Annotated in this window: 22 protein-coding genes; 15 read left to right on the top strand and 7 right to left on the bottom strand. The window is 68.3% G+C overall.

Going from position 1 to position 23,016, the window contains the following annotated elements:
• Nucleotides 1-112 precede the first annotated feature (112 nt).
• Nucleotides 113-901, top strand: coding sequence for an IclR family transcriptional regulator (locus tag E9536_RS16575; protein ID WP_021156426.1), 789 nt, complete (start codon nt 113-115; stop codon nt 899-901).
• A gap of 139 nt (nt 902-1,040) precedes the next feature.
• Here the strand turns inward: E9536_RS16575 and E9536_RS16570 are convergent, their stop codons facing one another.
• Both E9536_RS16570 and E9536_RS16565 read right to left on the bottom strand, forming a co-directional pair.
• Nucleotides 1,041-2,555 (bottom strand): M81 family metallopeptidase, encoded by a 1,515-nt coding sequence (locus E9536_RS16570; protein WP_136470189.1) that lies wholly within the window; start codon nt 2,553-2,555, stop codon nt 1,041-1,043.
• Between the two features lie 84 nt (nt 2,556-2,639).
• Entirely contained in the window at nt 2,640-3,959 is a 1,320-nt protein-coding gene (locus tag E9536_RS16565) for an MFS transporter (protein ID WP_060372849.1), read from the bottom strand.
• A gap of 151 nt (nt 3,960-4,110) precedes the next feature.
• Between E9536_RS16565 and E9536_RS16560 the strand changes: the two genes are divergently transcribed.
• Nucleotides 4,111-5,097: a LysR family transcriptional regulator gene (locus E9536_RS16560; protein ID WP_136470188.1), complete on the top strand. Its 987-nt coding sequence runs from the start codon at nt 4,111-4,113 to the stop codon at nt 5,095-5,097.
• A gap of 158 nt (nt 5,098-5,255) precedes the next feature.
• Here E9536_RS16560 and E9536_RS16555 read toward each other — a convergent pair whose 3' ends face one another.
• Nucleotides 5,256-6,371, bottom strand: a complete 1,116-nt coding sequence (locus tag E9536_RS16555; RefSeq protein WP_119336899.1) for a succinylglutamate desuccinylase/aspartoacylase family protein — start codon at nt 6,369-6,371, stop codon at nt 5,256-5,258.
• A gap of 59 nt (nt 6,372-6,430) precedes the next feature.
• Entirely contained in the window at nt 6,431-7,204 is a 774-nt protein-coding gene (locus E9536_RS16550) for a transporter substrate-binding domain-containing protein (RefSeq protein WP_059699752.1), read from the bottom strand.
• Between the two features lie 136 nt (nt 7,205-7,340).
• Here E9536_RS16550 and E9536_RS16545 point away from each other — a divergent pair, with 136 nt between their 5' ends.
• On the top strand, nt 7,341-8,261 hold the full coding sequence (locus tag E9536_RS16545) for a LysR substrate-binding domain-containing protein (protein WP_136470187.1): 921 nt from the start codon (nt 7,341-7,343) through the stop codon (nt 8,259-8,261).
• Nucleotides 8,262-8,302: 41 nt separating this feature from the next.
• Here E9536_RS16545 and E9536_RS16540 read toward each other — a convergent pair whose 3' ends face one another.
• Both E9536_RS16540 and E9536_RS16535 read right to left on the bottom strand, forming a co-directional pair.
• On the bottom strand, nt 8,303-9,634 hold the full coding sequence (locus tag E9536_RS16540; protein WP_136470186.1) for an MFS transporter: 1,332 nt from the start codon (nt 9,632-9,634) through the stop codon (nt 8,303-8,305).
• Nucleotides 9,635-9,692: 58 nt separating this feature from the next.
• Nucleotides 9,693-10,883: a M20 aminoacylase family protein gene (locus E9536_RS16535; RefSeq protein WP_060205774.1), complete on the bottom strand. Its 1,191-nt coding sequence runs from the start codon at nt 10,881-10,883 to the stop codon at nt 9,693-9,695.
• A 218-nt stretch (nt 10,884-11,101) separates the two neighbouring features.
• Here E9536_RS16535 and E9536_RS16530 point away from each other — a divergent pair, with 218 nt between their 5' ends.
• The 5 genes from E9536_RS16530 to zwf all read left to right on the top strand — a co-directional run bounded on the left by E9536_RS16530 (nt 11,102) and on the right by zwf (nt 15,383).
• Nucleotides 11,102-11,740, top strand: a complete 639-nt coding sequence (locus tag E9536_RS16530; protein WP_059684112.1) for a TetR/AcrR family transcriptional regulator — start codon at nt 11,102-11,104, stop codon at nt 11,738-11,740.
• Nucleotides 11,741-11,785: 45 nt separating this feature from the next.
• Complete coding sequence (locus E9536_RS16525; protein ID WP_048023465.1) at nt 11,786-12,769, top strand: MDR family oxidoreductase; 984 nt, start codon at nt 11,786-11,788, stop codon at nt 12,767-12,769.
• Nucleotides 12,770-12,854: 85 nt separating this feature from the next.
• On the top strand, nt 12,855-13,433 hold the full coding sequence (locus E9536_RS16520) for a peroxidase-related enzyme (RefSeq protein ID WP_048023467.1): 579 nt from the start codon (nt 12,855-12,857) through the stop codon (nt 13,431-13,433).
• A 75-nt stretch (nt 13,434-13,508) separates the two neighbouring features.
• Nucleotides 13,509-13,637 carry a hypothetical protein gene (locus E9536_RS42545; RefSeq protein ID WP_282186918.1) on the top strand — a complete coding sequence of 43 codons (129 nt, stop codon included), beginning with the start codon at nt 13,509-13,511 and terminating at the stop codon, nt 13,635-13,637.
• Between the two features lie 270 nt (nt 13,638-13,907).
• On the top strand, nt 13,908-15,383 hold the full coding sequence (gene zwf, locus E9536_RS16515) for a glucose-6-phosphate dehydrogenase (RefSeq protein ID WP_060083781.1): 1,476 nt from the start codon (nt 13,908-13,910) through the stop codon (nt 15,381-15,383).
• Between the two features lie 174 nt (nt 15,384-15,557).
• Here the strand turns inward: zwf and E9536_RS16510 are convergent, their stop codons facing one another.
• A complete protein-coding gene (locus tag E9536_RS16510; protein ID WP_027790430.1) occupies nt 15,558-16,502 on the bottom strand; it encodes a LysR family transcriptional regulator in 945 nt (314 codons plus the stop codon).
• A gap of 101 nt (nt 16,503-16,603) precedes the next feature.
• Here E9536_RS16510 and E9536_RS16505 point away from each other — a divergent pair, with 101 nt between their 5' ends.
• The 7 genes from E9536_RS16505 to E9536_RS16475 all read left to right on the top strand — a co-directional run bounded on the left by E9536_RS16505 (nt 16,604) and on the right by E9536_RS16475 (nt 22,897).
• On the top strand, nt 16,604-17,806 hold the full coding sequence (locus tag E9536_RS16505) for an MFS transporter (protein ID WP_059699765.1): 1,203 nt from the start codon (nt 16,604-16,606) through the stop codon (nt 17,804-17,806).
• Nucleotides 17,807-17,834: 28 nt separating this feature from the next.
• Nucleotides 17,835-18,158, top strand: coding sequence for a hypothetical protein (locus E9536_RS16500; RefSeq protein WP_060173973.1), 324 nt, complete (start codon nt 17,835-17,837; stop codon nt 18,156-18,158).
• A 13-nt stretch (nt 18,159-18,171) separates the two neighbouring features.
• On the top strand, nt 18,172-19,128 hold the full coding sequence (locus tag E9536_RS16495) for an LLM class oxidoreductase (protein ID WP_060315630.1): 957 nt from the start codon (nt 18,172-18,174) through the stop codon (nt 19,126-19,128).
• Between the two features lie 151 nt (nt 19,129-19,279).
• A complete protein-coding gene (dkgB, locus tag E9536_RS16490) occupies nt 19,280-20,086 on the top strand; it encodes a 2,5-didehydrogluconate reductase DkgB (protein ID WP_059708866.1) in 807 nt (268 codons plus the stop codon).
• Between the two features lie 64 nt (nt 20,087-20,150).
• A complete protein-coding gene (locus tag E9536_RS16485) occupies nt 20,151-21,266 on the top strand; it encodes an alkene reductase (protein WP_060285916.1) in 1,116 nt (371 codons plus the stop codon).
• Between the two features lie 19 nt (nt 21,267-21,285).
• The gene (locus E9536_RS16480) at nt 21,286-22,248 is read left to right on the top strand and encodes a cyclase family protein (RefSeq protein ID WP_059699774.1); all 963 of its coding nucleotides are present in this window, start codon (nt 21,286-21,288) and stop codon (nt 22,246-22,248) included.
• Between the two features lie 130 nt (nt 22,249-22,378).
• Nucleotides 22,379-22,897, top strand: coding sequence for a DUF3455 domain-containing protein (locus E9536_RS16475; RefSeq protein WP_136470185.1), 519 nt, complete (start codon nt 22,379-22,381; stop codon nt 22,895-22,897).
• Nucleotides 22,898-23,016 lie beyond the last annotated feature (119 nt).

Raw genomic sequence — 23,016 nt, 5'->3', positions numbered from 1 at the left:
CAACGCATCATAGGGAGTGCGGGGACGACCTGTCAAGCGCCCGGTCCGCCGTGCGGTTGGCGTGTCGGGCCCCGTGCGCTATCTTCTCGGCTGCACGATATTCCAGGCGCTCATGACAACCGAAGACACTCAGACGAAACCCGGCGACTCCTACGTACAGTCGTTCGCACGCGGCCTCGCGGTGATCCGCGCGTTCGACGCGGCCCGTCCGGAGCAGACGCTCACCGAGGTCGCCTCGGCCACCGGGCTCACGCGCGCGGGCGCGCGCCGGATCCTGCTCACGCTGCAGACGCTCGGCTACGTCGAGGCCGACGGCCGGCTGTTCCGGCTCACGCCGAAGATCCTCGAGCTCGGCTTCGCGTACCTCACGTCGATGCCGTTCTGGAATCTCGCCGATCCCGTGATGGAGCAACTGTCCGAGCAGATCCACGAAAGCTGCTCGGCGGCCGTGCTCGACCGCACCGAGATCGTCTACGTACTGCGCGTGCCGACCCGCAAGATCATGACGATCAACCTGTCGATCGGCAGTCGGCTGCCCGCGTACTGCACGTCGATGGGCCGCGTGCTGCTGTCCGCGCTCGACGACGCCGCGCTCGACGAAACGCTCGCGCAAAGCGGCATCCGCGCGCATACGCCGCGCACGATCACCGACCTCGGCGAACTGAAGGCGGCGATCGCACAGGTGCGCCAGCAGGGCTGGGCCGTGGTCGACCAGGAACTCGAAGTGGGCCTGATGTCGCTGTCCGCGCCGATTCGCAACCGGCGCGGGCAGATCATCGCGGCGATGAACATCAGCGGCAACGCGCAGCGGCATACCGCGAAGCAGATGGTGAAGGAGTTTCTCGAGCCGCTGCAGCAGGCCGCGCAGACGGTGTCGGAGCTGGTGGCGCGGCGCGGGTGAGCGCCGATCCGCGCGCGGGTAGGTGCAAGCCGCGCGACGTGAAACGACGCGCGGCGCCCTGTGTCGGCCGGCGCGACGGCGTTGTCCAGGACAGCTGCCCGCTCGCCGGCGCACCGGCGCGCCGGCGGCGGGCCGTGCTTCAGCCGTTGCCGGCGAATGCGTCGCCCATCGGCTTCGTCCGGATGCCCGGGGCCAGCCGGGTCCAGGGCAACTCGGCCGGATCGGCCGTCATCGGGCCGGGCGCCGTGGCAACGAGCACCGCCTCGGCGATCCCCTGGAAGTCGGCGCGAAAATGCACCGAGCTCTTGTTGACGAGGATGCGCATCGCTTCCGGCTCGACGCCGCCCACGCGATAGAGATTGCGGTCGAGCATCTGCGCCTTGCCGCTGCTCACCACGATCAGCACACCATCGATCCGCAGGCAGGCGACGGGGCCGATATCCGCGCGCATGCCGTTCATCATCGGGCCGTCATACCGGCATACGCCGTCGGACAACTTCACGACCTCGAAACGCGCGTGGACCGGCTCGTCGCCGGGCACGCCGGAAACGCCGCCGAGCGCCAGCTCGACGAACGCCCCGACCCCGGCGCGATGAGCCGCCGCGGCGGCGGCCGGGTCCCAGATCAGGCCGATCGCCGCCTCTCTCGCGCCATTGCGCAGCAACGCCCGCAGCATGCCCGTCGTGTTCGAGTCGCCGCCCGCGCCGGGGTTGTCCTGCGTATCGGCGATGACGACCGGCTTGCCGGCCCCGTCGGCAAGCCGCATCGCTTCGCGCACGGCGGCATCGGGCAACAGGAACGGCACCTGCCACGCGGCCTCGTCCGCCAGCATCCTGTCGTAGAGCGCCTGCACGGCGGCCTCGGCCGACGCGGCGTCATCGCCGTAACCCCAGATGACCGGGCCGCATTCGGGAAAATCGGCCGCCGGAAAACCCGGCGCGAACGACAGCGATACCACGGCCCCGGTTTCCAGCGCCGCGAGCTGCGCATACATGCCGCGCGAAGGCTCGAGCAGCGTGCACATGCCGTTGATCGGGATCAGGAACGGCAGCCGCCGTGCCGCGCGATGCAGCGGGCGGCCACCCGCCGCCCGCGAGACGAGCAGGCGCTCGAGCAGCACGGCCGCGCGTTCGCCGGTCTCGGCCATGTCGACATGCGGATAGGTGCGGAAGGCAACCAGCGCATCGGCCTCGTGCAGCATCTTCGCGGTGACGTTGGCATGCAGGTCGAGCGACGCGATCACCGGCACGGCCGGGCCGACCGCGGCGCGCACGCGCTCCAGCAACGTGCCTTCGCCGTCGTCGGTATGCTCGGCGACCATCGCGCCGTGCAGGTCGAGGTACACCGCGTCGTAGCCTTCGCTGCGAACCGCCGCGAGGATTTCACCGGCAATGCGCTCGAACGCATCCTCGGTCACGTGGGCCGACGGGCTCGCGCCCGCCCAGATGACCGGCAGCAGGGTCCAGCCGCGTCGCTCCGCCGCGACGATGAATCCGCCCGCGGGAATGTTGACGTCGCGCAGCGCAAGCACGTCGTCGCCCCGCACCATGGCCGGGAAGCCCTCGCCGCGCTCGAAGTTCGCGTAAGCGGCTTTCGACGGCGCAAACGTATTGGTTTCATGCTGAAAGCCGGCAATCAATATCCGCGTGTTCAAAAACGTGTCTCCGGAAATAGGTAGTCAAGGCACGGGCCGTGCTGCGCCGCGACGGAGGTCGCGAGCGCTTGCGCGCCCGCGATATCACGCCGTCGCCAATGCGTCCTGCGGCGCGGGCAGCCGGTTCGCCACGAGCACCGCGGCGCCCGCGACCAGCAGCGCGACCATGACCAGCAGGCCGGCTGCCATGCTGCCCGTCGCCGAGTGGATCGCACCGATGATGGTCGGGCTCAGGAAGCCGCCGATCAGGCCGATCGTATTGATCAGCGCGATGCCGCCCGCAGCCGCGTCGCCCTTCAGGTATTGCGACGGAATCGCCCAGAACACCGTGTACGCGGCCCAGATCATCGACGTGGCGATCGTCATGCCGACCAGTGAGATGACGAGATTGCCGTTGGCCGTCGTCGCCACGGCCAGCGCGATCGCGCCGATCAGGGCCGGCACGGCGCTGTGGAAACGGCGTTCGCCGCGGCGGTCCGACCGGCGGCCGATGACGATCATCGCGATCGCGGCGCAGACGTACGGGATCATCGAGTACAGCCCGATCTGCATCGTGTCGGTCACGCCGTCGGCCTTGAGGATCGACGGCAGCCAGAAACTCACCGCGTAGATTCCGCAGATGATCGTGAAGTACGCGAACGCCAGCAGGTACACGCGCGGGTCGCGCAACACCTGTCCGAACGAGTGATGACCGGCGCCGGGTGCGTGCAGCTCGGCGGCGAGCAACCGCTTCTCGTCGTCGGTCAGCCAGGCTGCGTCGGCCGGCCGGTCGGACAGGACCTTGAGTGCGAGCGCGCCGAGCAGCACGCACGGCAGGCCTTCGACGATGAACATCCACTGCCAGCCGGCCAGGCCGTGGGCACCGGACAGCCCGGTCATCAGCCACGCCGACAGCGGCGAGCCGAAGGCGCCGCCGATCGGGCCCGCGAGCATCACGACCGCCATCACGCCGGCCATGCGGCGCTGGCCATACCAGTAGGTCAGGTAAAAGATCATCCCCGGCGCGAAGCCGGCCTCGAACACGCCGAGCAGGAAACGCATCCCGTAGAAGGTGGTCTCGTTGTGGACGAACATCATGCCCGCCGAGGTCAGGCCCCACAGCACCATGATCCGGCTGATGGTCTTGCGTGCGCCGATCCGCGGCAGCAGCAGGTTGCTCGGGATCTCGAACAGCACGTAGCCGAGAAAGAAGATGCCCGCGCCCAGCCCGTACACCGCATCGGAGATGCCCAGGTCGCTCTGCATCGAGAGCTTGGCGAACCCGATATTCACGCGATCGAGATAGGCGAACGTGTAGCAGAGCAGCAGAAAAGGCAGCAGGCGCCAATTCAGCTTGCGATACAGGGCCTGATGCGCCGGGCTGTCGGGCGCGACCGGGTCTTGAGGGGATGGAATGGCGGACATGCGCTCTCCTTTAGGGCGTATTGCTTCGAATCCCGCATCGATGATCGACTCCGTTCGAATCGTCGAGGAGCCGAAAAAGCAGCGCAATAGCAACCTAAGCGAGTTATCGTTGCTCAACGAGCAACACTTCAACGGCAAACGGACCGACACCATGCGCGAACTGAACCAGCGCCGCCTGCGCTATTTCCATGAAGTCCTGACGCACGGCTCGATCCGCGGCGCGGCCGACAGCATCAACACGTCGCCGTCCGTCATCACGCGGCAGATCCGGCTGCTCGAGGAAGAAATCGGGGCGCCGCTGTTCGAGCGCCAGCCGCGCGGCGTCCGGCCGACCGAAGCCGCGGCGCACCTGCTCGAATACTGGCGCGGCTGCCGCTCCCAGCAGGAACTGTTCGAAGATCGCCTGCAGGCGCTGCACGGCCTGCAACACGGCCAGATCCGCATCGCCACCAGCGAAGGCTATATCGACTGCCTGATGGACGAGGTGCTCACCGATTTTTGCGCGCGCTATCCGAAGCTCGACGTCACCGTCGATATCCTTCCGGTCAGCACGTTGCTGCAGGAAGTCGCCGAGAGCCGCGCGCATATCGGCCTCGCCTACAATCCCCCGGCGCATCCGGATATCGAGTACGTCGCCACCGCGCCGCAGCCGGTGGTGGCGCTCGTGCATCCCGGGCACCCGCTCGCCGTGCGGGGCCGGCCCGTCGCGGTACACGAACTCGCCGGGTATCCGCTCGCGCTGATGCCGCCGGCGTTCGGTCTCGGGCAGGCCGTGCAGATGCTCGCCTATGCGGAGAACATCCAGCTCCACCCGACGCTGACCACCAACTCGCTGGCCGTGCTGCGCCACTTCGTCAGGCGCAACGACGGCGTCACGCTGCTCGCGGCGTTCGCGGCCTATCAGGAACTGGAGGCGGGAGAACTCGTCGCCGTTCCCGTCGCCCATCCGCTGCTCGAGGCAGCCAACGCGCGGCTGCTGGTCAAGGCCGGCCGCACGCTCGGGGTGGCAGCCGATACGCTGCTGCGCGGCATCCTTCGGGACATGAAGATGTTTTCGGACGCGGGCGGGCACAACGGCGGGACGACGGCGCGCGGCAAGCCAGGCAAGCGTGCTGCCGTGCGTCGCGGCGGGCCATGAACGTCCCTGCTGACGATGCGGCCTGCGTCCGCCGGCCGTCTCCAGGCGGCCGCCCCGGTGCAGGCCGGGGTCGAGCGGCGAGCGATTATCTGAGGAAACCGAAATTTCTCGACGATTTCGTAAAGGTCGGGTTCGTCGCACGCGACGCGCGCCGCTCGTCACGCGCCGAGCAACATCCCCTTGCGCACCGGCACTGCGCCCGTCACGCGGCCGAGCGGCGCGCCGGCCGTGACGAAACGGATCGCGCGGCGCATGTAGAACACGCCGTCGGTCCCGCTCGAGATCGTCGTGATCGCATCGGTCAGCGGATCGACGATGTCGAACAGCGGATCGCCGGCGCGGATCGTCGCGCCGATCGCCGCGCGGTGCACGAGGATCCCGCTCACCGGCGCGTAGAACTGCTCGCTGCCCGCGAGCGGCGTGGCCGGCGCGGCGAGCGGCGGCAGCGGCACGCGTTCGCCGCGTATCGCGCCGCGCCACACGAGATAGGCGACGAGCGCATCGGCATCGCGCTCCGCATGGTCGTACGTGACGTCGCGCTGCCCCCGGCACTCGACCGTCACGGCCACGGCGCCGGCCGCCATCGGCGTGCCGGCCGGCAAGTGCTGCCGCAACTGCGACCACAGCAGATGATGCGCATCGTCGAACGCGTGCCCGCCCGAATCCTCGGCGAGCAGCGACACCTGCGCGCCGAGATAGCGCGCAAGCGGCTCGACTTGCGGCCACGCGGTATCGCTCGTGTACACGTGCATCACCGCTTCGAGCGAGCAATGCAGGTCGATCACGACCTCGGCGTCGAACGACAGCTTCAGCAGCGCCAGCTGAAGCGCATCGAATTCCGTACGCGGTGCGATATCGTCGAGCGCCGCGCCGACACATTCGCGCACGATCGCGCGATTGCGTTCGCCGTCGTCGCCGAGCCGGTCGCGCGCACGCGCGGCGATGTCCGCGAGCGGCAGGAAGCCGCGATTGAAGTTGCGGCCGCTCGCAAGGTCGAAACGGCCGATGAACTGCCCGAGCAGATGATGATTGAGGCCGACCGGGTTCGCGACCGGCACGAGCACGATCTCGGCCGCGAGCCGGCCTTCGGCCTCGAGCTGCGCGAGACGCTGCTTCAGCACGAACGCCGCGAGCATCGCGGGCGTCTCGTCCGCGTGCAGCGCGGCCTGCAGGTAGATCTTGCGGCCGGTGCCGGCCGGCCCGAAATGAAAGCTCGTCAGCGTGCGCTGCGTGCCGATCGACGGCGACAGGAGTGGCGTGGTGCGAATCTGCATCGAGGGTCTCGAACGGATGAAAACGGGGCCGCGGGTACAACGGCGCGGTGGCTCGGCGCTCAGTCGCCGTACGGGTTGAAGTCGAAATACTTCTTCGCGATCCGGTCGTACGTACCGTCCTTCAGCATCGACGCGATCGCGCCGTCAATCGACGCCTTGAGCGCCGTATCCGACTGCCGCATGCCGATGCCGACGCCGCGATCGCCCATGTCGAGCGGCGCGCCGACGAACGCGAAACCGTTGCCCTTCGGTGTGCGCAGGAAGCCGTAGTCGGCTTCCACGGTGCCGAGCAGCGCCGCGTCGAGGCGGCCGTTGACGAGATCGGCGAACACGTCGTCCTGGCTCTTGTACGGCACCACGCTCACGCCGGCGGTCGCCCAGTGCGCGAGCGCCCACGATTCGAACTGCGTGCCCGACTGCACGCCGACACGCTTGCCGGCCAGCGACGCGGTCGTGCTGCCGAGGCCGCTCCCGGGCCGCGCGACGAGCCGCGACTTGAAGCGGAACAGCTTCGACGAGAACAGGATCTGCTTCTCGCGCTTTTCGGTGATCGCCATCGACGACAGGATCGCGTCGATCTTGCGCGCCTGCAGTGCGGGAATCATCCCGGAGAATTCGAGCTCGACCCACTGGCAGCGCAACTGCGCGCGGCGGCAGATCTCGTTGCCGAGATCGACGTCGAAGCCCTTCAGGCTGCCGTCCGGCGCTTTCGAATCCATCGGCGGATAGGTCGGATCGATGCCGAGGCGCACGACGTGCGCGTCGAGTGCAAACGCGGACGTGGCGGCCCAGCCAAGGCACAGGGAAACGAGCGGGACGAGGATACGTTTCATGGTCGACGGAGGACAGGAAGGAAGGCAAACGGCATCAGCCGGACTGCCTGCGATCGTAGGCGGCACGGGCCGCCGCCGGAACCATCGACTGCCTTATCATGATCGGTATTTCCGATCACCGGCCCCGCGCGTGCCCATGGCGTTCACGCTCTCCCAGCTCCGCATCTTCCAGGCCGTCGTCGAGCACGGCAGCCTGCGTGCCGCCGCACGCGCGCTCGATCTCGCGCAGAGCGGCGTCACGCAGCAGCTGCAGAGCCTCGAGGCGACGCTCGGCGCGACGCTGTTCACGCGCACCAATCGCGGGATCGTGCCGACGGCCGTCGGCCAGCGGCTGCTCGCGCGCTCCGGTTCGATCCTCGGCGAATGCGAGCAGGTCGAGCGGGAGATCCGGCAGTTGAGCGGCGCGTACGAAGGCACCGTCACGCTCGGCCTCGTGGCCGAACCGCTGATCGACGCGTTCGCGCCCGTGCTGAGCGCGTTCCACGCGCGCTTCGACAAGGTCGACGTGCACCTGCGCACCGGCACGTCGCGGATGATGATCGGCTGGCTGCGCGAAAGCGCGGTCGATTTCGCGATCGCACTCGTCGCGAAGCAGACCGACACGACCGATCTCGCGGTCACGCCGTTGCGTGCGTCAGCGCCGGTGGTCGTGTGCCGCAACGGGCATCCGGCGATGCACGCAAAATCGCTCGCCGAACTGGCCGGCTACGCGTGGGTGTCGACGCGCTCGCCGAACCTGAGCGCCGACCCGGTCGTGAACCGGCTGCTCGCGTACTTCGACGCGCATGGCCAGCCGCCGCCGAGGATTCTCGCGACCGTCGAAGGGATGTTCGAGACGCTGCAGATCGTCACGCAGACCGATTCCCTCGCGCTCGAAACCGAAGCCATCACGCGGCACGGGCCGTTCGCCGGCGCGCTCGCGAAGGTGCCCGTGCGCGAGCAGGCCGAATCGCAGGACATCTGCCTGCTGCAGCGCGCGGCCGTGCCGCTGACACCGGCCGCGCAGGAACTCGCGACGATGCTCGCGTCGTACCTGCGGATGGTCCGCGGGCGGTAAGCGCGTACTGCAGCCCGCCGCCCGCCGTGCTGTGCCGCGCGTCAGTCGATCGACTCCCGCGCCGTCTCGCGCAGCATCGCGACCGCGATCAGCGACAACACCACGCACGCGGCCACGTAGCCGGCCGGCGCGAGCTTGCTGCCGGTCGTCTTCACGAGCCAGGTCGCGATCAGCTGCGCGGTGCCGCCGAAGATCGTCACCGCGAGCGCATACGCGATCGAGATGCCGGTCGCCCGCACGTGGCGCGGCAGCGACTCGCACATCAGCGCCATTTCCGACGCCGAGCCGAGCGAATAGAACAGCAACATGAGCGCGGTCAGCGGCAGGATCACCGACAGCGTCGGGTGATGGTTCATCAGCCAGAATGCCGGGAACAGCAACAGGACCAGCACGCCGCGGCCGACGAAGATCGGCAGGCGGCGGCTGCCGAGCCGATCCGACAGCCAGCCGAACAGCGGGCACGTGACCAGCATCACGCAGCCCGACGCGACGCCGACGAACATCGACAGCTTCATCGGTAGCCCGAGCGTGTGGATCGCGTAGGTCGGCATGTAGAACGTCAGGATGTAGGTCGACACCGTGCCGCCCATCACCGTGAGCATCAGCAGCAGCACCGTGCGCGTGTGCTTCGAGAACAGCTCGTGCAGCACGCCGCGTTCGATCCCGTGATGGCTGTCGCCGGGCGCATCGTCCGCGAGCCGGCGGCGCAGGTACATGCCGACCGGCGCGATCAGCACGCCGACGAGGAACGGCAGCCGCCAGCCCCAGCTTTCGAGCGCGTCCTTCGTCATCGTGTTCGACAGCAGCGCCGCGAAACCCGAGCCCATCAGCGCGGCGCCGCCCTGCGTCGCCAACTGCCAGCTCGCGCGGAACGCGCGACGCGACGTGCCGCCCTGCTCGAGCAGCGTCGACGTCGCCGCGCCGAATTCGCCGCCCTGCGAGAAGCCCTGCATCAGCCGCGCGAACACGACGAGCAGCGGCGCGGCCACGCCGACCTGCGCATACGTCGGCGCGATCGTGATCAGGCCCGTGCCGAGCGCCATCAGCATGATCGTCAGGTTCAGCGCGGCCTTGCGCCCCTTGCGGTCCGCGTAGACGCCGAGCACGACGCTGCCGAGCGGCCGCGTGAAGAAGCCTGCGGCGAACGTCGCGACCGACAGCAGCAGCGACGTGGTCGGGTCGCTCGACGGGAAGAACAGCTTGCCGATCAGCACCGCGAAGAAGCCGTACACGGTGAAATCGAAGAATTCCAGCCAGTTACCGATCACGGCCGCCGCGATCGCGCCGCGCCGCGTGACGGCCGGTGCGCGAGGCGTGCCGACTTCGGCGCTCCCCGTCGACGCGGGGTGCAGCGCGAGATGGTCTTTCTGCATCGTTGTCCTCTCCTCTCAATGCGGCCGGAAGCGCCGGCCGCGCGCCGCGCCGCCTGAATCACCGCCCGAGGTAACGCTCCACGAGACGCGTCCAGAACGCCGCACCGATCGGCAGGTTGCGATCGTTGAAGTCGTATTTCGGGTTGTGCACCATGCAGCCGTCCTCGCCTTCGCCGTTGCCGAGCCGCACGAACGAGCCCGGCCGCTGCTGCAGCATGAACGCGAAATCCTCGCTGCCCATCAGCAGGTCGGTCTGCTCGACCACGTGCGCGTCGCCGACCAGTTCGCGCGCGACCTGCGCGGCGAAATCCGTTTCGGCATCCGTATTGACGACGACCGGATAACCTTCGATGTACTCGACGCTGGCCGTCGCGCCGTAGCTCGCGGCCTGCGATTCGGCCAGCTCGGTGATGCGGCGCTTGAGCAGCGCGCGCACGTCGGGGCTGAACGAACGCACGCTGAGTTCGAGGCGCGCGCCGTTCGGGATCACGTTGTTCGCGGTGCCCGCGTGCATCGAGCCGACCGTGACGACCGCCGGTTGCGCGGGGTCGACGTTGCGCGCGACGATCGTCTGCAGCGCCATCACGATGCTTGCCGCGACGACGACCGGGTCGACCGTCAGGTGCGGCCGTGCCGCGTGGCCGCCAACGCCTTCGATCGTGATGATCGCCTTGTCGCCGGCCGACATGAACGGGCCGCGCCGCGTGAGGAACACGCCCGGCGCCGCGCCCGGATGGTTGTGCATGCCGAACACGGCGTCGCACGGGAAGCGTTCGAACAGGCCGTCGTCGATCATCTTCTTCGCGCCGCTGTCGACGCCGTGCTCTTCCGCCGGCTGGAAATACAGGTGCACGGTGCCGGAGAAGTTGCGTGTCTTCGCGAGCTGCTGCGCAGCGCCGAGCAGCATCGTCGTGTGGCCGTCGTGGCCGCAGGCGTGCATCTTGCCGTGCGTGCCGCTCGCATAGGGCAGCCCCGTCGCCTCGACGATCGGCAACGCGTCCATGTCGGCGCGAATGCCGATGCTGCGCGTGCCGTCGCCCACGCGCAGCGTGCCGACGACGCCCGTCCTGCCGACCCCGCGCGTCACCTGCCAGCCCCACTGTTCGAGCTTCTCGGCGACGAGCGCGGCCGTGTCGTGCTCTTCGTATGCAAGCTCGGGATGGTGGTGGATGTGGTGACGGATCTCGCGCAACCCGCCGGCGGCGGGCATCAGATCCTCGATTACGGTGAATCGGGTATCGGTGGTCATCAAGGGGCTCCTGCTGTTTGTCTGCACACGCAACCGGTGCGTGCGGGAAAGCGAGCCACTATATCGAGCCGATATCGGTTCAATAAGATGCGGAATTTTTCACCGCGATAAGGTTTTTTAATCAGGGTTAATACGGGCGTCGCTCGCCGTCCGTGCCTGATCGGATGGGCTCGACACGCGCCCGTTGATTTTTGAGACAAACGGTCTATTATTCGCGCATGGACGTTCGAACTGATCCGCCTCGCCGTCGCGGCAGGCCACCGAAGCAGCATGAAGACCTCGTCGCCACGCGGGACATGCTGTTGCGCACGGGGCTGGAAGTGCTCACCGAGAAGGGGTTTTCGGCCACCGGGCTCGACGAGATCCTCGGGCGCGCCGGGGTGCCCAAGGGCTCCTTCTATCACTACTTCGACAGCAAGGAAGCGTTCGGCCTCGAACTGATCGACCGTTATGCCGACTTCTTCGCGCGCAAGCTGGACCGCCATTTCAGCGACGCGGCGCGCTCGCCGTTGCAGCGCGTGCGCGCGTTCGTCGACGATGCCCGGGACGGCATGGCCCGCTACGAATACAGCCGGGGCTGCCTGATCGGCAACCTCGGGCAGGAAATGGGCGCGCTGCCCGAAAGCTTTCGCGCACGCCTGCGCACCACCTTCGAGGACTGGCAACGCCGCCTCGCCGATTGCCTGGCCGCCGCGCAGCAAGCCGGCGAACTGGCCGGCTCGGCCGACCCTGCCGAACTCGCCGCATTCTTCTGGATCGGCTGGGAAGGCGCCGTGCTGCGCGCGAAGCTGGAGCGCAGCGATACGCCGCTGGCCCTGTTCGCGCAGTTCTTCTTCAACGGGCTGCCCCGCCGCTGAATTTTTTTGCCATTAACTAGACGATCGGTCTAGAAAGGAGGACGCATGTTTCAAGGCATCGTGATCGACAGGCATGAAACCGGCCAGCAAGCGCGGCTCGAGACGCTGGACGACGCGCAGCTGCCGGCCGGCAACGTGACGGTACGCGTGGGCTATTCGACGCTGAACTACAAGGACGGGCTGGCGATCACCGGCAAGAGCCCGGTGGTCCGCAAGTTCCCGATGGTGCCCGGCATCGATCTGGTCGGGGAAGTCGAGGACAGCACGCACCCCGACTATCGCCCCGGCGACCAGGTCGTGCTCAACGGCTGGGGCGTCGGCGAAACGCACTGGGGCGGCCTGGCGCAGAAGGCCCGCGTCGATGGCGACTGGCTGGTGCCGCTGCCGTCCGCCTTTTCGCCGCAACAGGCGATGGCCATCGGCACGGCGGGCTACACCGCGATGCTGTGCGTGATGGCACTGGAGCGGCATGGCGTGCGCCCGGACGACGGCGAGATCGTGGTGACCGGCGCGGCAGGCGGGGTAGGCAGCGTCGCCACGGCCCTTCTCGCGCGGCTGGGATACCGCGTCGTCGCCGTCACCGGCCGCCCTGCCGATGCCGACTACCTGCGGCAGCTCGGCGCGGCGGAGATCCTGGAGCGGGCGCAATTCAGCGAGCCCGGCAAGCCGCTGGGCAAAGAACGATGGGCGGGCGCGGTCGACGTGGCGGGCAGCCATGTCCTCGCCAACGTGTGCGCGACCACGCGGTACCGCGGCGTAGTGACGGCCTGCGGCCTGGCCGCCGGCATGGATTTCCCCGCGACCGTCATGCCGTTCATCCTGCGCGGCGTCACGCTTGTCGGGATCGACAGCGTCATGTGCCCGCGCGCCGACCGCCTGGAGGCGTGGCGCCGGCTCGCGTCCGATCTCGACGTCGGGAAGCTGGGCGCGATCAGCCACCAGGTCGGCCTGGGCGACGTCATCCCGCTTGCCGGGGAGTTGATCGCCGGCAAGGTTCGCGGCCGTATCGTCGTCGACGTCAACGCGTAACGTCGCCGCCGACCACCGGCGCTTCGTTTTTCGGACGGCCGCCCGCGCATCGAGCGCGGCCGCGCCGTCTTATCCAGGAGACCTCATGACCGCCGCAAGCACCGCCCCCATCAGCCGCTTTCCCGTGCCCGCGCTCGAAGACCTGCCCGAGGACATTCGCGAACGCATCGCGGCCGTCCAGGAGAAGTCGGGCTTCATCCCGAACGTCTTCCTGACCCTCGCGCATCGCCCGGACGAGTTTCGCGCGTTCATGGCTTACCACGACGCGCTGATGGACAAGCCGGGCAACCTGAGCAAGGCCGAACGGGAAATGATCGTCGTGGCCACCAGCAGCGTGAACCAGTGCCAGTACTGCGTGATCGCGCACGGTGCGATCCTGCGCATTCGCGCGAAGGATCCGCTGATTGCCGACCAGGTCGCCACCAACTATCGCAAGGCCGACATCACCGCCCGGCAGAAGGCGATGCTCGACTTCGCGATGAAGGTGTCGCAGGCCGCGCACCAGGTCGGCGAAGCGGATTTCGACACGCTCAAGTCGCAGGGCTTCGTCGAAGAAGACATCTGGGACATCGCAGCGATCTCGGCCTTCTTCGGCATGTCCAATCGCATCGCGAACGTGACGAACATGCGGCCGAACGCGGAGTTTTACGCGCTGGGGCGCTGAGCGCTCGGCGGGCAGTCGCGCGCTCACGCGGGCGGGACGGCCACCGGGCTGCCGAGCTTCGCAGCGTTCTTTCATGTGCCGAGCCTGACGCTCACGCGGCTTGACCCGATTCCGGCCGACGGTTTCGCGATCGTCTGTACGCTCGCGATCCAGGCCGTGTCGCTGTACCGGATGCGTGTGCCGGTCGCCGTACCGATCGAGTGAGGCGACGCGGCTCGCAGGCCGGCGGCGCCACACCCTGCCGGCGAGCCGCCGCCCGACGACCGTCCATGCCGCTCGCCCGCTCCGGCAGCGGCCCGGCTCCTTCAACGCCCGCACCGCCTGCAACCCGCCTGCGACCCATCCGCCAGCTGCGCGACAGGAAACGGACACACACGCGATCCATCAAATGCGTGCACTATTAGGGTTTTGCCGTACCGGCGCCCTGTGCCTCGACGTTCGTTCCACGCTCACCGTTTCAGACGCGAACCTCCCATGACGAATCAGCCTACCCAGACCGCGGCCGACCGGCCCGTTGACATGATCATCTTCGGCGGCGGCGGCGACCTGGCCGCCCGCAAGCTGTTGCCCGCGCTGTACATGGCGCACCTGCACTGCAACCTGCCGCCCGAGACGCGCATCATCGCGGTCGGCCGCCGCGACTGGGGCATCGACGGCTATCGCAAGTTCATGGACGAGCAGTCGCGCCCGTTCATCGACGAAAAGGCGTTCGATCCCGCCGCCTGGAGCCGTTTCCTCGACCTGTTCAAGTACGTGCTGATCGACGTGAACGCGCCGGACGACTACCTGCGGCTCGCGGAAGCGGCGCGCGGCGACGCGATCCGCGTGTTCTACCTGTCGACGTCGCCGGAGCTGTTCACGACGATCTGCGACAACCTGTCGGCCGCGCATCTCGTCGACAGGCACTCGCGCGTCGTCCTCGAAAAACCGCTCGGTCACGACCTCGCGTCCGCGAAGGCGATCAACAATGCGGTCGGCAAGCACTTCGAGGAATCGCAGATCTACCGGATCGACCACTATCTCGGCAAGGAAACCGTGCAGAACCTGATGGTGCTGCGCTTCGGCAACCCGATCTTCGGGCCGCTGTGGCAGGCGCCGAGCATCCGCAGCGTGCAGATCACGGTGGCGGAGACGGTGGGTGTCGGCAGCCGCGCGGGCTTCTACGACCATACCGGCGCGCTGCGCGACATGGTGCAGAACCACCTGCTGCAGCTGCTGTGCATCGTCGCGATGGAGCCGCCCGTGTCGCTCGACCCGGACGCGGTGCGCGACGAGAAGCTGAAGGTGCTGCGCTCGCTGCGGCCGATGGCGCTCTCCGACGTCGCGCGCGACACGGTGCGCGGCCAGTACACGGCCGGTGCGGTCGACGGCCAGCCGGTCAAGGGCTATCTCGAGGAAGACAACGTGCCGGCCGACAGCCGCGCGGAAACCTTCGTCGCGCTGCGCGCGCACATCAACAACTGGCGCTGGGCGAACGTCCCGTTCTTCCTGCGCACCGGCAAGCGGCTGCAGCGCCGCCAGTCGGAAATCGTGATCGAGTTCGCGGACATGCCGTTCTCGATCATCCCGACCGGCCCGCGCCACTACAGCAACCGCCTCGTGATCCAGCTTCAGCCGGAAGAGTCGATCCAGCTGCAGATGCTCGCGAAGGAACCGGGCAGCGGGATGAACATGGTGCCCGTGAGCCTGAATCTCGACCTGCAGCAGGCGATTCCGGAGCGGCGCGCGGAAGCATACGAACGGCTGCTGATCGACGTGATCCGCGGCCGCCTCACGCACTTCATGCGGCGCGACGAGCTCGAAGCCGCCTGGTCGTGGGTCGAGCCGATCCTCGACGGCTGGAAGCAGCTCGGCGACCGGCCGCGCCTGTACACGGCCGGCACGTTCGGGCCCGCGGCTTCGTCGGCGCTGCTCGCGCGCGACGGGATGTCGTGGTCCGAGGAAGCGTAGGACGCGCGGCACGCGACGGCATGTCGGCGGCGCACGCGCCGTCGGCATGCCGGATCACATCGGCGCGCCCGCCGCGCACCGCCCGCCTCCGCGCCGTTCGCTTCGGCCGGAGGACGTCCGCCGAGCTGTCCCGCGCGGGAACGGCGCCCGGCGGCAACGATGCAGCCGCCCCGGCTACACCGTCCCCATCCACGCCGCCTTGCGCCGCGCCGGCGCATCGCTGCCGCCGCTCCCGCCGCCCAGCACCTCGATCATGTAATCGACGAACGACGCGATCCGCGACGAAATCGCGGTATTCCGGTAATACACCGCGTTGATCGGCTGTTCGACCTCGAGCGTCTGGCGCGCGAGCACCTGCACGAGCCGCCCGGCCTCGCGATCCTGCGCGGTCATGAAATCCGACAGGCAGACGACACCCGCGCCCTCCAGCGCGAGCTGCCGCAACGTCTCGCCGCTCGACGAACAGATGTCCGGCTCGATGCGGCACGCTTCGCCGTCCGCGCCGAGGATCGGCCACACGTTCAGCGATTCGGGCTGCGTGAAGCCGAGCAGCGTGTGCTTGCCGAGCTCCTCGACCTTGCGCGGCTGGCCGTGCGCTTCGAGATACGCGGGGCTCGCGAAGATGCGCAGCCGGCTGTTGCCGATGCGCCGGCTGTGCAGCGTCGAATCCTTCAGCCGCCCGATCCGGATCGCGACGTCGGTGCGCCGCTCCAGCAGGTCGATGATGCCCTCGTTGCTGTTCAGTTCCAGCTCGACTTTCGGGAAGCGTTCGCGATAGCCGCGCACGAGCGGCACGATCACGTGCAGCATGAACGGCGTCGCCGCATCGACGCGCAGCCGCCCCGACGGCATCTCGCGCCGCGCGAGCATCTGCTCTTCCGCCGTCTCGACCGATTCGATGATCGCGCGCGCGTCCTGCAGGAACGCGCGCCCTTCCTCGGTCAGTTCGAGCCGGCGCGTGGTCCGGCGCAGCAGGGTGGTCTTCAGCTTCTCCTCGAGCCGCGCGAGCGTGCGGCTCGTGGCCGACACGGTGAGGTCGAGCTGCTGGGCCGCCGCGGTGATCGAACCGGTGTCGACCACGGCGGCAAAGGCCTGGAGTTCGTCTAGCGTGATCTTCATTGTTGATCTGAAATCAAAACAATTTGGTTTATAGACCAGTTTTTCCGCAAAAGTAAAGTCGGCACACTGCGATCCATCCTTACTGGAACCTGGATCCCATCATGCCACTCGCCCTGCTTGCGCTGACCATCAGCGCCTTTGCCATCGGCACGACCGAATTCGTGATCGTCGGGCTGATCCCGACGATCGGCGCCGATCTCGGCGTCAGCCTGCCGTCGGCCGGCCTGCTCGTCAGCCTCTATGCGCTGAGCGTCGCCATCGGCGCGCCGCTGCTCACCGCGCTCACCGGCCGCGTGCCGCGCAAGACGCTGCTCGCCGGGCTGATGGCGCTCTTCACCGTCGGCAACCTCGTCGCCTGGCAGGCGCCGGGCTACGAATCGCTGATCGTCGCGCGCGTGCTCACCGGCCTCGCGCACGGCGTGTTCTTCTCGGTCGGCTCGATCATCGCGACCACGCTCGTGCCGAAAGACAAGGCCGCCAGCGCGATCGCGACGATGTTCAGCGGAATGACCGTCGCATTCGTCGCCGGGATTCCGCTCGGCACCTTCATCGGCCAGCACTTCGGCTGGCGCGCGACGTTCCTGATCGTCGCGCTGTTCGGCCTCGTCGCGTTCCTCGGCGCGGTGGCGTTCGTGCCGCGCGGCCTGCCGCAGACGCCGCCGGCGCCGCTCGCCCGCCAGCTGCGCGTGCTGGCCCAGCCGCGCCTGCTGCTCGTCTATGCGATGACGGCCGTCGGCTACGGCGGCTCGCTGATCGCGTTCACGTACATGGCGCCGCTGCTCGAACAGATCGCCGGCTTCACGCCGTCGCAGGTCAGCCTCGTGCTCGTCGGCTACGGCGTGTCGGTCGCGTTCGGCAACGTGTGGGGCGGCAAGCTCGCGGACGCCGTCGGCCCCGTGAAGGCGCTCAAGCGGATCTTCCTGCTGCTCGCGATCGTGCTGCTCGCGCTGACCTTCACGATCCACGTGAAATGGCTCGCGGTGCTGACGATGCTCGCATGGGGCGCGGTCGCGTTCGGCAACGTGCCGGGGCTGCAGGTGTACGTCGTCAAGCAGGCGCGCCACTTCGCGCCGGACGCCACCGACGTCGCATCGGGCTTCAACATCGCCGCCTTCAACCTCGGTGTGGCCGGCGGCTCGTCGCTCGGCGGCCTGATCGTCGCGAACGTCGGCCTCGGCCACACGCCGTGGATCGCCGCCGTCGTCACGCTCGGCGCGTTCGCGCTCACCGCGCTGAGCGGCCGTCTCGACCGCCGCCACGGGCTGCCGGAACGCACGGCCGAACCCGTCGAACTCGCTCATTGAACGTCACTTTTTGCAGGAGCCAACCAGCATGAACGCATCGACCCAACGTCCGCCGTTCGCCGGCAAGACTTTCGAAGTCCGTTACGACGGCCTCACCGCGCTCAACGCGTACGACGAGGACGGCCTCCACATGCGCTACGAGATCACCGAAGGCCCGTACGCGGGCGCGAAGGGTGAAGTCGAATACACGTGGCAGCACGTCGCCGGCGACACCTACGCGATCTCGTGGCAGGAAGCCGACCGCGCGACGGTCGTGCATGTCGACGATTTCGCCGCCGGCACGTCGCGCTCGTTCTTCACGGCGGCGTCGCTCGATTTCTACCGCCTCGAAGGCAGCCTGCGCGCGGTCTGAACGGAGCCCGACCATGTCCACTTCACTCGATAAACTCGCCGACGGCGGCTTCAGCGTCGGCATCGAACTGCCGCTCGACAACGACTGGTCGCCGGCCGGCGACGCGAAGCGCCAGCAACAGGGCCGCCGCCCCGGCGTGCCCGACCTGGCGATCCACGCGGAGCTTGCGCAGCTGGCCGACACGCTCGGCTTCCGCGCGCTCTGGGTGCGCGACGTGCCGGTGTACGACCCGTCGTTCGGCGACGCCGCGCAGGTGTTCGAAACGTTCTCGTATCTCGGCTACCTCGCCGGCATCACGAACGACATCCTGCTCGGCACGGCGGCCGTCGTGCTGCCGCTGCGCGAGCCGCTGCTGACGCTGAAATCGGCCGCGACGATCCAGGAACTGAGCGGCGGCCGCCTGATGCTCGGCGTCGCGAGCGGCGACCGGCCGGTCGAATATCCGCTGTTCGGCCGCGACTTCGCGTCGCGCGGCGCGAATTTCCGCGACCAGGTCGCGCTGCTGCGCGACGGCGCGCGCGGGCACCTGCCGCCGGGCCTCGAGGTGCTGCCGGCCGCGCGCTCGCCGGTGCCGCTGCTCGTCGCGGGTCTCGCCCAGCAGACGCCCGCGTGGATCGGCGAACACATGGACGGCTGCCTCGCGTATCCGGGCACGCCGGCCGACCATGCGCAGCGCGCCGCGAACTGGCGCGCGGTGGCCGGCGACAAGCCGTACGTGAGCTTCATCCACCTCGACCTCGCGGAAGATCCGCACGAGCCGCTGCAGCGCCACCGCTTCGGCGCCCGCGCCGGACGCATCGCGCTGACGGAAGAACTCGCGGCGATGCGCGACGCGGGCGTGCGGCACATCGGCCTGCATTTCCGCCGCAACCGCCGCCCGCTCGACGAGACGATGGCCGAGATCGCGTCGGACGTGCTGCCGGCATTCCACGCGAAGACGAAGGCAAACGCGCAGACGCGCGCCGCATAAGGCCGGCAACGGCCTCGAGCGAGCCCGCCGCACGACCGATATTTGAATTCAAATCAAATATTTTTGACCTCTAAAGGCGTTTATCTCATCAGTATCAAGCGCCAGAATGACTTCCATACCGCAACCGTTCCACCCCTTTCAGGAGCACTTGATGAGCAACATTCCCGCATTCGGCCTCGGTACGTTCCGCCTGCAAGGCCAGGTGGTCATCGATTCGGTGCGCAACGGCCTCGAAGTCGGGTACCGCGCGATCGACACCGCGCAGATCTACGGCAACGAAGCCGAAGTCGGTGAAGCGATCGCCGCATCGGGCGTGCGCCGCGAAGACCTGTTCCTCACGACGAAGATCTGGGTCGACAACTACGCACCGGAAAAGCTGGTCGCGAGCCTCGAGGAAAGCCTGCGCAAGCTGCGCACCGACTATGTCGACCTGACGCTGATCCACTGGCCGGCCCCGGGCAACGGCGTGTCGATCGAGGCGTTCATGACCGCGCTGGCCGACGCGAAGGCGAAGGGCCTCACGCGCCAGATCGGCATCTCGAACTTCAACATCGAACTGACGAAGGAAGCGATCGCGGCCGTCGGCAAGGATGCGATCGCGACGAACCAGATCGAACTGAGCCCGTACCTGCAGAACCGCAAGCTCGTCGAGTTCCTGAACGCCGAAGGCATCCACGTGACGTCGTACATGACGCTCGCGTACGGCAAGGTGCTCGGCGACCCGGTGATCGGCGCGATCGCACAGCGTCACGACGCGACACCGGCACAGGTCGCGCTCGCGTGGGCGCTGCAGCTCGGCTACTCGGTGATTCCGTCGTCGACGAAACGCGAGAACCTCGCGAGCAACCTGCTCGCGCAGACGCTGCGCCTGACCGACGAAGACATGGCGCAGATCGCCGCGCTGGAGCGCAACGGCCGCGAAGTCGACCCGGCCGGCCTCGCGCCGAAGTGGGACTAAGCGCACCGCTCTCTCAATCGAATCGTCCGCGGCCAGCCGGCCGCGGCCCCGACAGGACTCCATCATGACCCAGGACCCGCTTTTCCAACCGCTGCAATTCGGCGCGCTAACGCTGCCGAACCGCATCGTGATGCCGCCGATGACGCGTTCGCGCGCCAGCCAGCCCGGCGACGAAGCCAACGAACTGATGGCCGCGTATTACGCGCAGCGCGCGAGTGCGGGCCTGATCGTCAGCGAAGGCACCTACATCGCGCCGCTCGGCAAGGGCTACGCATGGACGCCCGGCATTCACACGCCGTCGCAGGTCGCCGGCTGGCGCAAGGTGACGGACGCCGTGCATGCCGCGCACGGCCGCATCTTCGCGCAGCTATGGCACGTCGGCCGCCTGAGCCACACGAGCCTGCTCGGCGGCGCGCAACCCGTATCGTCGTCGCCGCTCCAGGCGAAGGGCGTGAACGTGTTCATCGCCGGTGAAGACGGCAGCACGCCGGGCTTCGTGCAGGCATCCGAGCCGCGCGCGCTCTCCGTCGACGAAATCCGCGAGATCGTCGACCAGTACCGCGCCGCCGCGCGCCACGCGATCGAAGCCGGCTTCGACGGCGTCGAGCTGCACGGCGCGAATGGCTACCTCGTCAACCAGTTCATCGATTCGAACGCGAACACGCGTACCGACCAATACGGCGGCTCGCTGGAGAACCGGCTGCGCTTCCTGCGTGAAGTCACGCAGGCGCTGATCGAAGGCACCGGCGACGCATCGCGCGTCGGCATCCGCCTCGCGCCGCTGACCACGCTGAACGGCTGCGTCGACGACGATCCGGAAACGACCTACCTCGCCGCCGCGAAGCTGCTCGGCGAGCTCGGCGTCGGCTACCTGCACATCGCGGAAGCCGACTGGGACGACGCGCCGCTGATGCCGGTCGCATTCAAGCAGCAGCTGCGCGCCGCGTACCCGGGCGTGCTGATCTACGCCGGCGCGTACACCGCCGAGCGCGCACGCGAAGCGATCGCCGCCGGCTGGGCCGACCTCGTCGCGTTCGGCCGCCCGTTCGTCGCGAACCCCGACCTGCCCGAACGCCTGCGCACCGGCGCCACGCTCGCGCCGCACGACCGCAACACGCTGTTCGGCGGCGGTGCCCGGGGCCTGACCGATTACCCGACGCTCGCGCAAGCCGCGGCGTGACGATTCACCGGAGTCCGGAATGAAAGCAACGCTCGCCCGGCTCGCGCTCGCCGCGATCCTGCCGTTCGCGGCGGCCCAGGCGGCGCACGCCGCGCCGGCCGCACCCGCGGCCGACTGGTATCCGTCCGTCTACGGCGCGAACGACGAAATCGGCGCGGCCAACCTGCTGACACCCGACGTCGTCAAGCAGGCCGTCGGCCTCGTGAAGGCCGGCAAGACCTATCCGCTGGCCGTGCCGGTGGACAAGAACCTGCCGGCATTCCGCCACCGCAGCTTCCGCCTGTACAACGTGCAAGTCGGCCAGCAGGCCGGCAAGAGCCTCGGCCCGAACAGGTTCACGTTCAACGACGAGCTCGTGAACGCGTGGACCGGCGTCGGCACGCAGCTCAACGGCATCGGGCACATCGGCATCGACAACGTGTACTACAACGGCAACCGGGCGGCCGATTTCGTGACCGTCGACGGCGTGAAGAAGCTCGGCGTCGAAAAGGTGCCGCCGATCGTCACGCGCGGCGTCGTGCTCGACATGACCGCTTACTACGGTAAGCCGATCGTGCCGGGCGGCACCGAGTTCACGGTCGCCGACATCCAGGCCGTGCTGAAGAAGCAGGGGCTGACGCTGCGCAAGGGCGACGTCGTGCTGTTCAACACCGGCTGGCTCGAGCTGATCGGCAAGGACAACAAGCAGTTCCTCGAAGTCGAGCCCGGCATCGGCATGGAAGCCGCGAAATGGCTGGCCGACCAGGGGATCGTCGCGTTCGGCGGCGACACGTGGGCGTCGGAGGTCTATCCGAATCCGCACACGCAGGATGAATTCCCGATCAACCAGTACATGCTCGCGAAGCGCGGCATCTACAACCTGGAGCTGATCGACAGCCGCGCGCTGGTGCGCGACAAGGCGTGGGAATTCCTGTTCGTGCTCGGCCAGCCGCTGTACGTCGGCTCCACGCAGGTCAACATCAACCCGGTTGCGATCCGCTGATCGCGCATCCGCCTTCCCCGGACAATCGCGGCCGCTATCGCCGCGATTGTCATTTCCGGGTTGCGGCCCGCGCCATCGGCGTCTAGTGTTGACGAGATCGACTTCACACGACCTGAGAGGACGCTCCGCCATGCCCAGCCGTTCCCCGACACGCGACATGCTGCTGGCCCTTGCGGCCGGTCTTTCCTGCGCGGCGTTCATCGCGCCCGCGCATGCCGACGAGGCCGCCGGCCTCGCGCCGCCCGAGCCGGCCACGCCGGTGCTGTCGACCACCGCGAGCGGCATGCAGGTCTATGCCTGCGAATACGATGCCGGGCACCGGCTCGCGTGGGCATTCCAGTACCCCGAAGCGCTGCTGTTCGATGCCGGCGGCACCCTCGTCGTCCGGCACGGCGCGGGCCCGTCGTGGGAGGCACTCGACGGCAGCCGCATCACCGGCAAGAAGCTCGAGGAAGCGCCGAGCGCACGCCCGGGCAGCGTTCCTCAACTGCTGCTCGCGGCCACGCCGGCCGCCACCGGCACGCTTGCCGGCGTACGCTTCGTGCAGCGGCTCGACACGGCGGGCGGCACGCCGCCGGCCGCGACGTGCACGACCGAGCATGCGGTCGGACGCTTTCCTTACTTCGCGCGTTATGTGTTCCTGAAGTGAAGTGAGGTAACGCCCGGCGCCGCCGGCACCGGGCATCTTCCCGCTTCCTTCCGCCGCGCTGCCACGCCGCCATTCATTCAGTTTTCCTGTCTTTCATGCGCGGAAGCGTGAAAGCGTCG

This window comes from Burkholderia sp. LS-044 (genome assembly GCF_004803625.1).
Taxonomy (GTDB): Bacteria; Pseudomonadota; Gammaproteobacteria; order Burkholderiales; family Burkholderiaceae; genus Burkholderia; species Burkholderia cepacia.
The sequence above is the reverse complement of the archived record's forward strand: the minus strand, read 5'-3'. Positions and strand labels throughout refer to the sequence as shown.

What these genes read in the sequence shown, in the direction of transcription:
- E9536_RS16485 (WP_060285916.1), top strand. Translation starts at nt 20,151, where the DNA reads ATGACCCAGGACCCGCTTTTCCAACCGCTGCAATTCGGCGCGCTAACG.
- E9536_RS16530 (WP_059684112.1), top strand. Translation starts at nt 11,102, where the DNA reads ATGGACGTTCGAACTGATCCGCCTCGCCGTCGCGGCAGGCCACCGAAG.
- E9536_RS16535 (WP_060205774.1), bottom strand. Translation starts at nt 10,883, where the DNA reads ATGACCACCGATACCCGATTCACCGTAATCGAGGATCTGATGCCCGCC.
- E9536_RS16565 (WP_060372849.1), bottom strand. Translation starts at nt 3,959, where the DNA reads ATGTCCGCCATTCCATCCCCTCAAGACCCGGTCGCGCCCGACAGCCCG.
- E9536_RS16510 (WP_027790430.1), bottom strand. Translation starts at nt 16,502, where the DNA reads ATGAAGATCACGCTAGACGAACTCCAGGCCTTTGCCGCCGTGGTCGAC.
- E9536_RS16495 (WP_060315630.1), top strand. Translation starts at nt 18,172, where the DNA reads ATGTCCACTTCACTCGATAAACTCGCCGACGGCGGCTTCAGCGTCGGC.
- E9536_RS16540 (WP_136470186.1), bottom strand. Translation starts at nt 9,634, where the DNA reads ATGCAGAAAGACCATCTCGCGCTGCACCCCGCGTCGACGGGGAGCGCC.
- E9536_RS16555 (WP_119336899.1), bottom strand. Translation starts at nt 6,371, where the DNA reads ATGCAGATTCGCACCACGCCACTCCTGTCGCCGTCGATCGGCACGCAG.
- E9536_RS16525 (WP_048023465.1), top strand. Translation starts at nt 11,786, where the DNA reads ATGTTTCAAGGCATCGTGATCGACAGGCATGAAACCGGCCAGCAAGCG.
- dkgB (WP_059708866.1), top strand. Translation starts at nt 19,280, where the DNA reads ATGAGCAACATTCCCGCATTCGGCCTCGGTACGTTCCGCCTGCAAGGC.
- E9536_RS16560 (WP_136470188.1), top strand. Translation starts at nt 4,111, where the DNA reads ATGCGCGAACTGAACCAGCGCCGCCTGCGCTATTTCCATGAAGTCCTG.
- E9536_RS16500 (WP_060173973.1), top strand. Translation starts at nt 17,835, where the DNA reads ATGAACGCATCGACCCAACGTCCGCCGTTCGCCGGCAAGACTTTCGAA.
- E9536_RS16575 (WP_021156426.1), top strand. Translation starts at nt 113, where the DNA reads ATGACAACCGAAGACACTCAGACGAAACCCGGCGACTCCTACGTACAG.
- E9536_RS16520 (WP_048023467.1), top strand. Translation starts at nt 12,855, where the DNA reads ATGACCGCCGCAAGCACCGCCCCCATCAGCCGCTTTCCCGTGCCCGCG.
- E9536_RS16480 (WP_059699774.1), top strand. Translation starts at nt 21,286, where the DNA reads ATGAAAGCAACGCTCGCCCGGCTCGCGCTCGCCGCGATCCTGCCGTTC.
- zwf (WP_060083781.1), top strand. Translation starts at nt 13,908, where the DNA reads ATGACGAATCAGCCTACCCAGACCGCGGCCGACCGGCCCGTTGACATG.
- E9536_RS16545 (WP_136470187.1), top strand. Translation starts at nt 7,341, where the DNA reads ATGGCGTTCACGCTCTCCCAGCTCCGCATCTTCCAGGCCGTCGTCGAG.
- E9536_RS16475 (WP_136470185.1), top strand. Translation starts at nt 22,379, where the DNA reads ATGCCCAGCCGTTCCCCGACACGCGACATGCTGCTGGCCCTTGCGGCC.
- E9536_RS16550 (WP_059699752.1), bottom strand. Translation starts at nt 7,204, where the DNA reads ATGAAACGTATCCTCGTCCCGCTCGTTTCCCTGTGCCTTGGCTGGGCC.
- E9536_RS16505 (WP_059699765.1), top strand. Translation starts at nt 16,604, where the DNA reads ATGCCACTCGCCCTGCTTGCGCTGACCATCAGCGCCTTTGCCATCGGC.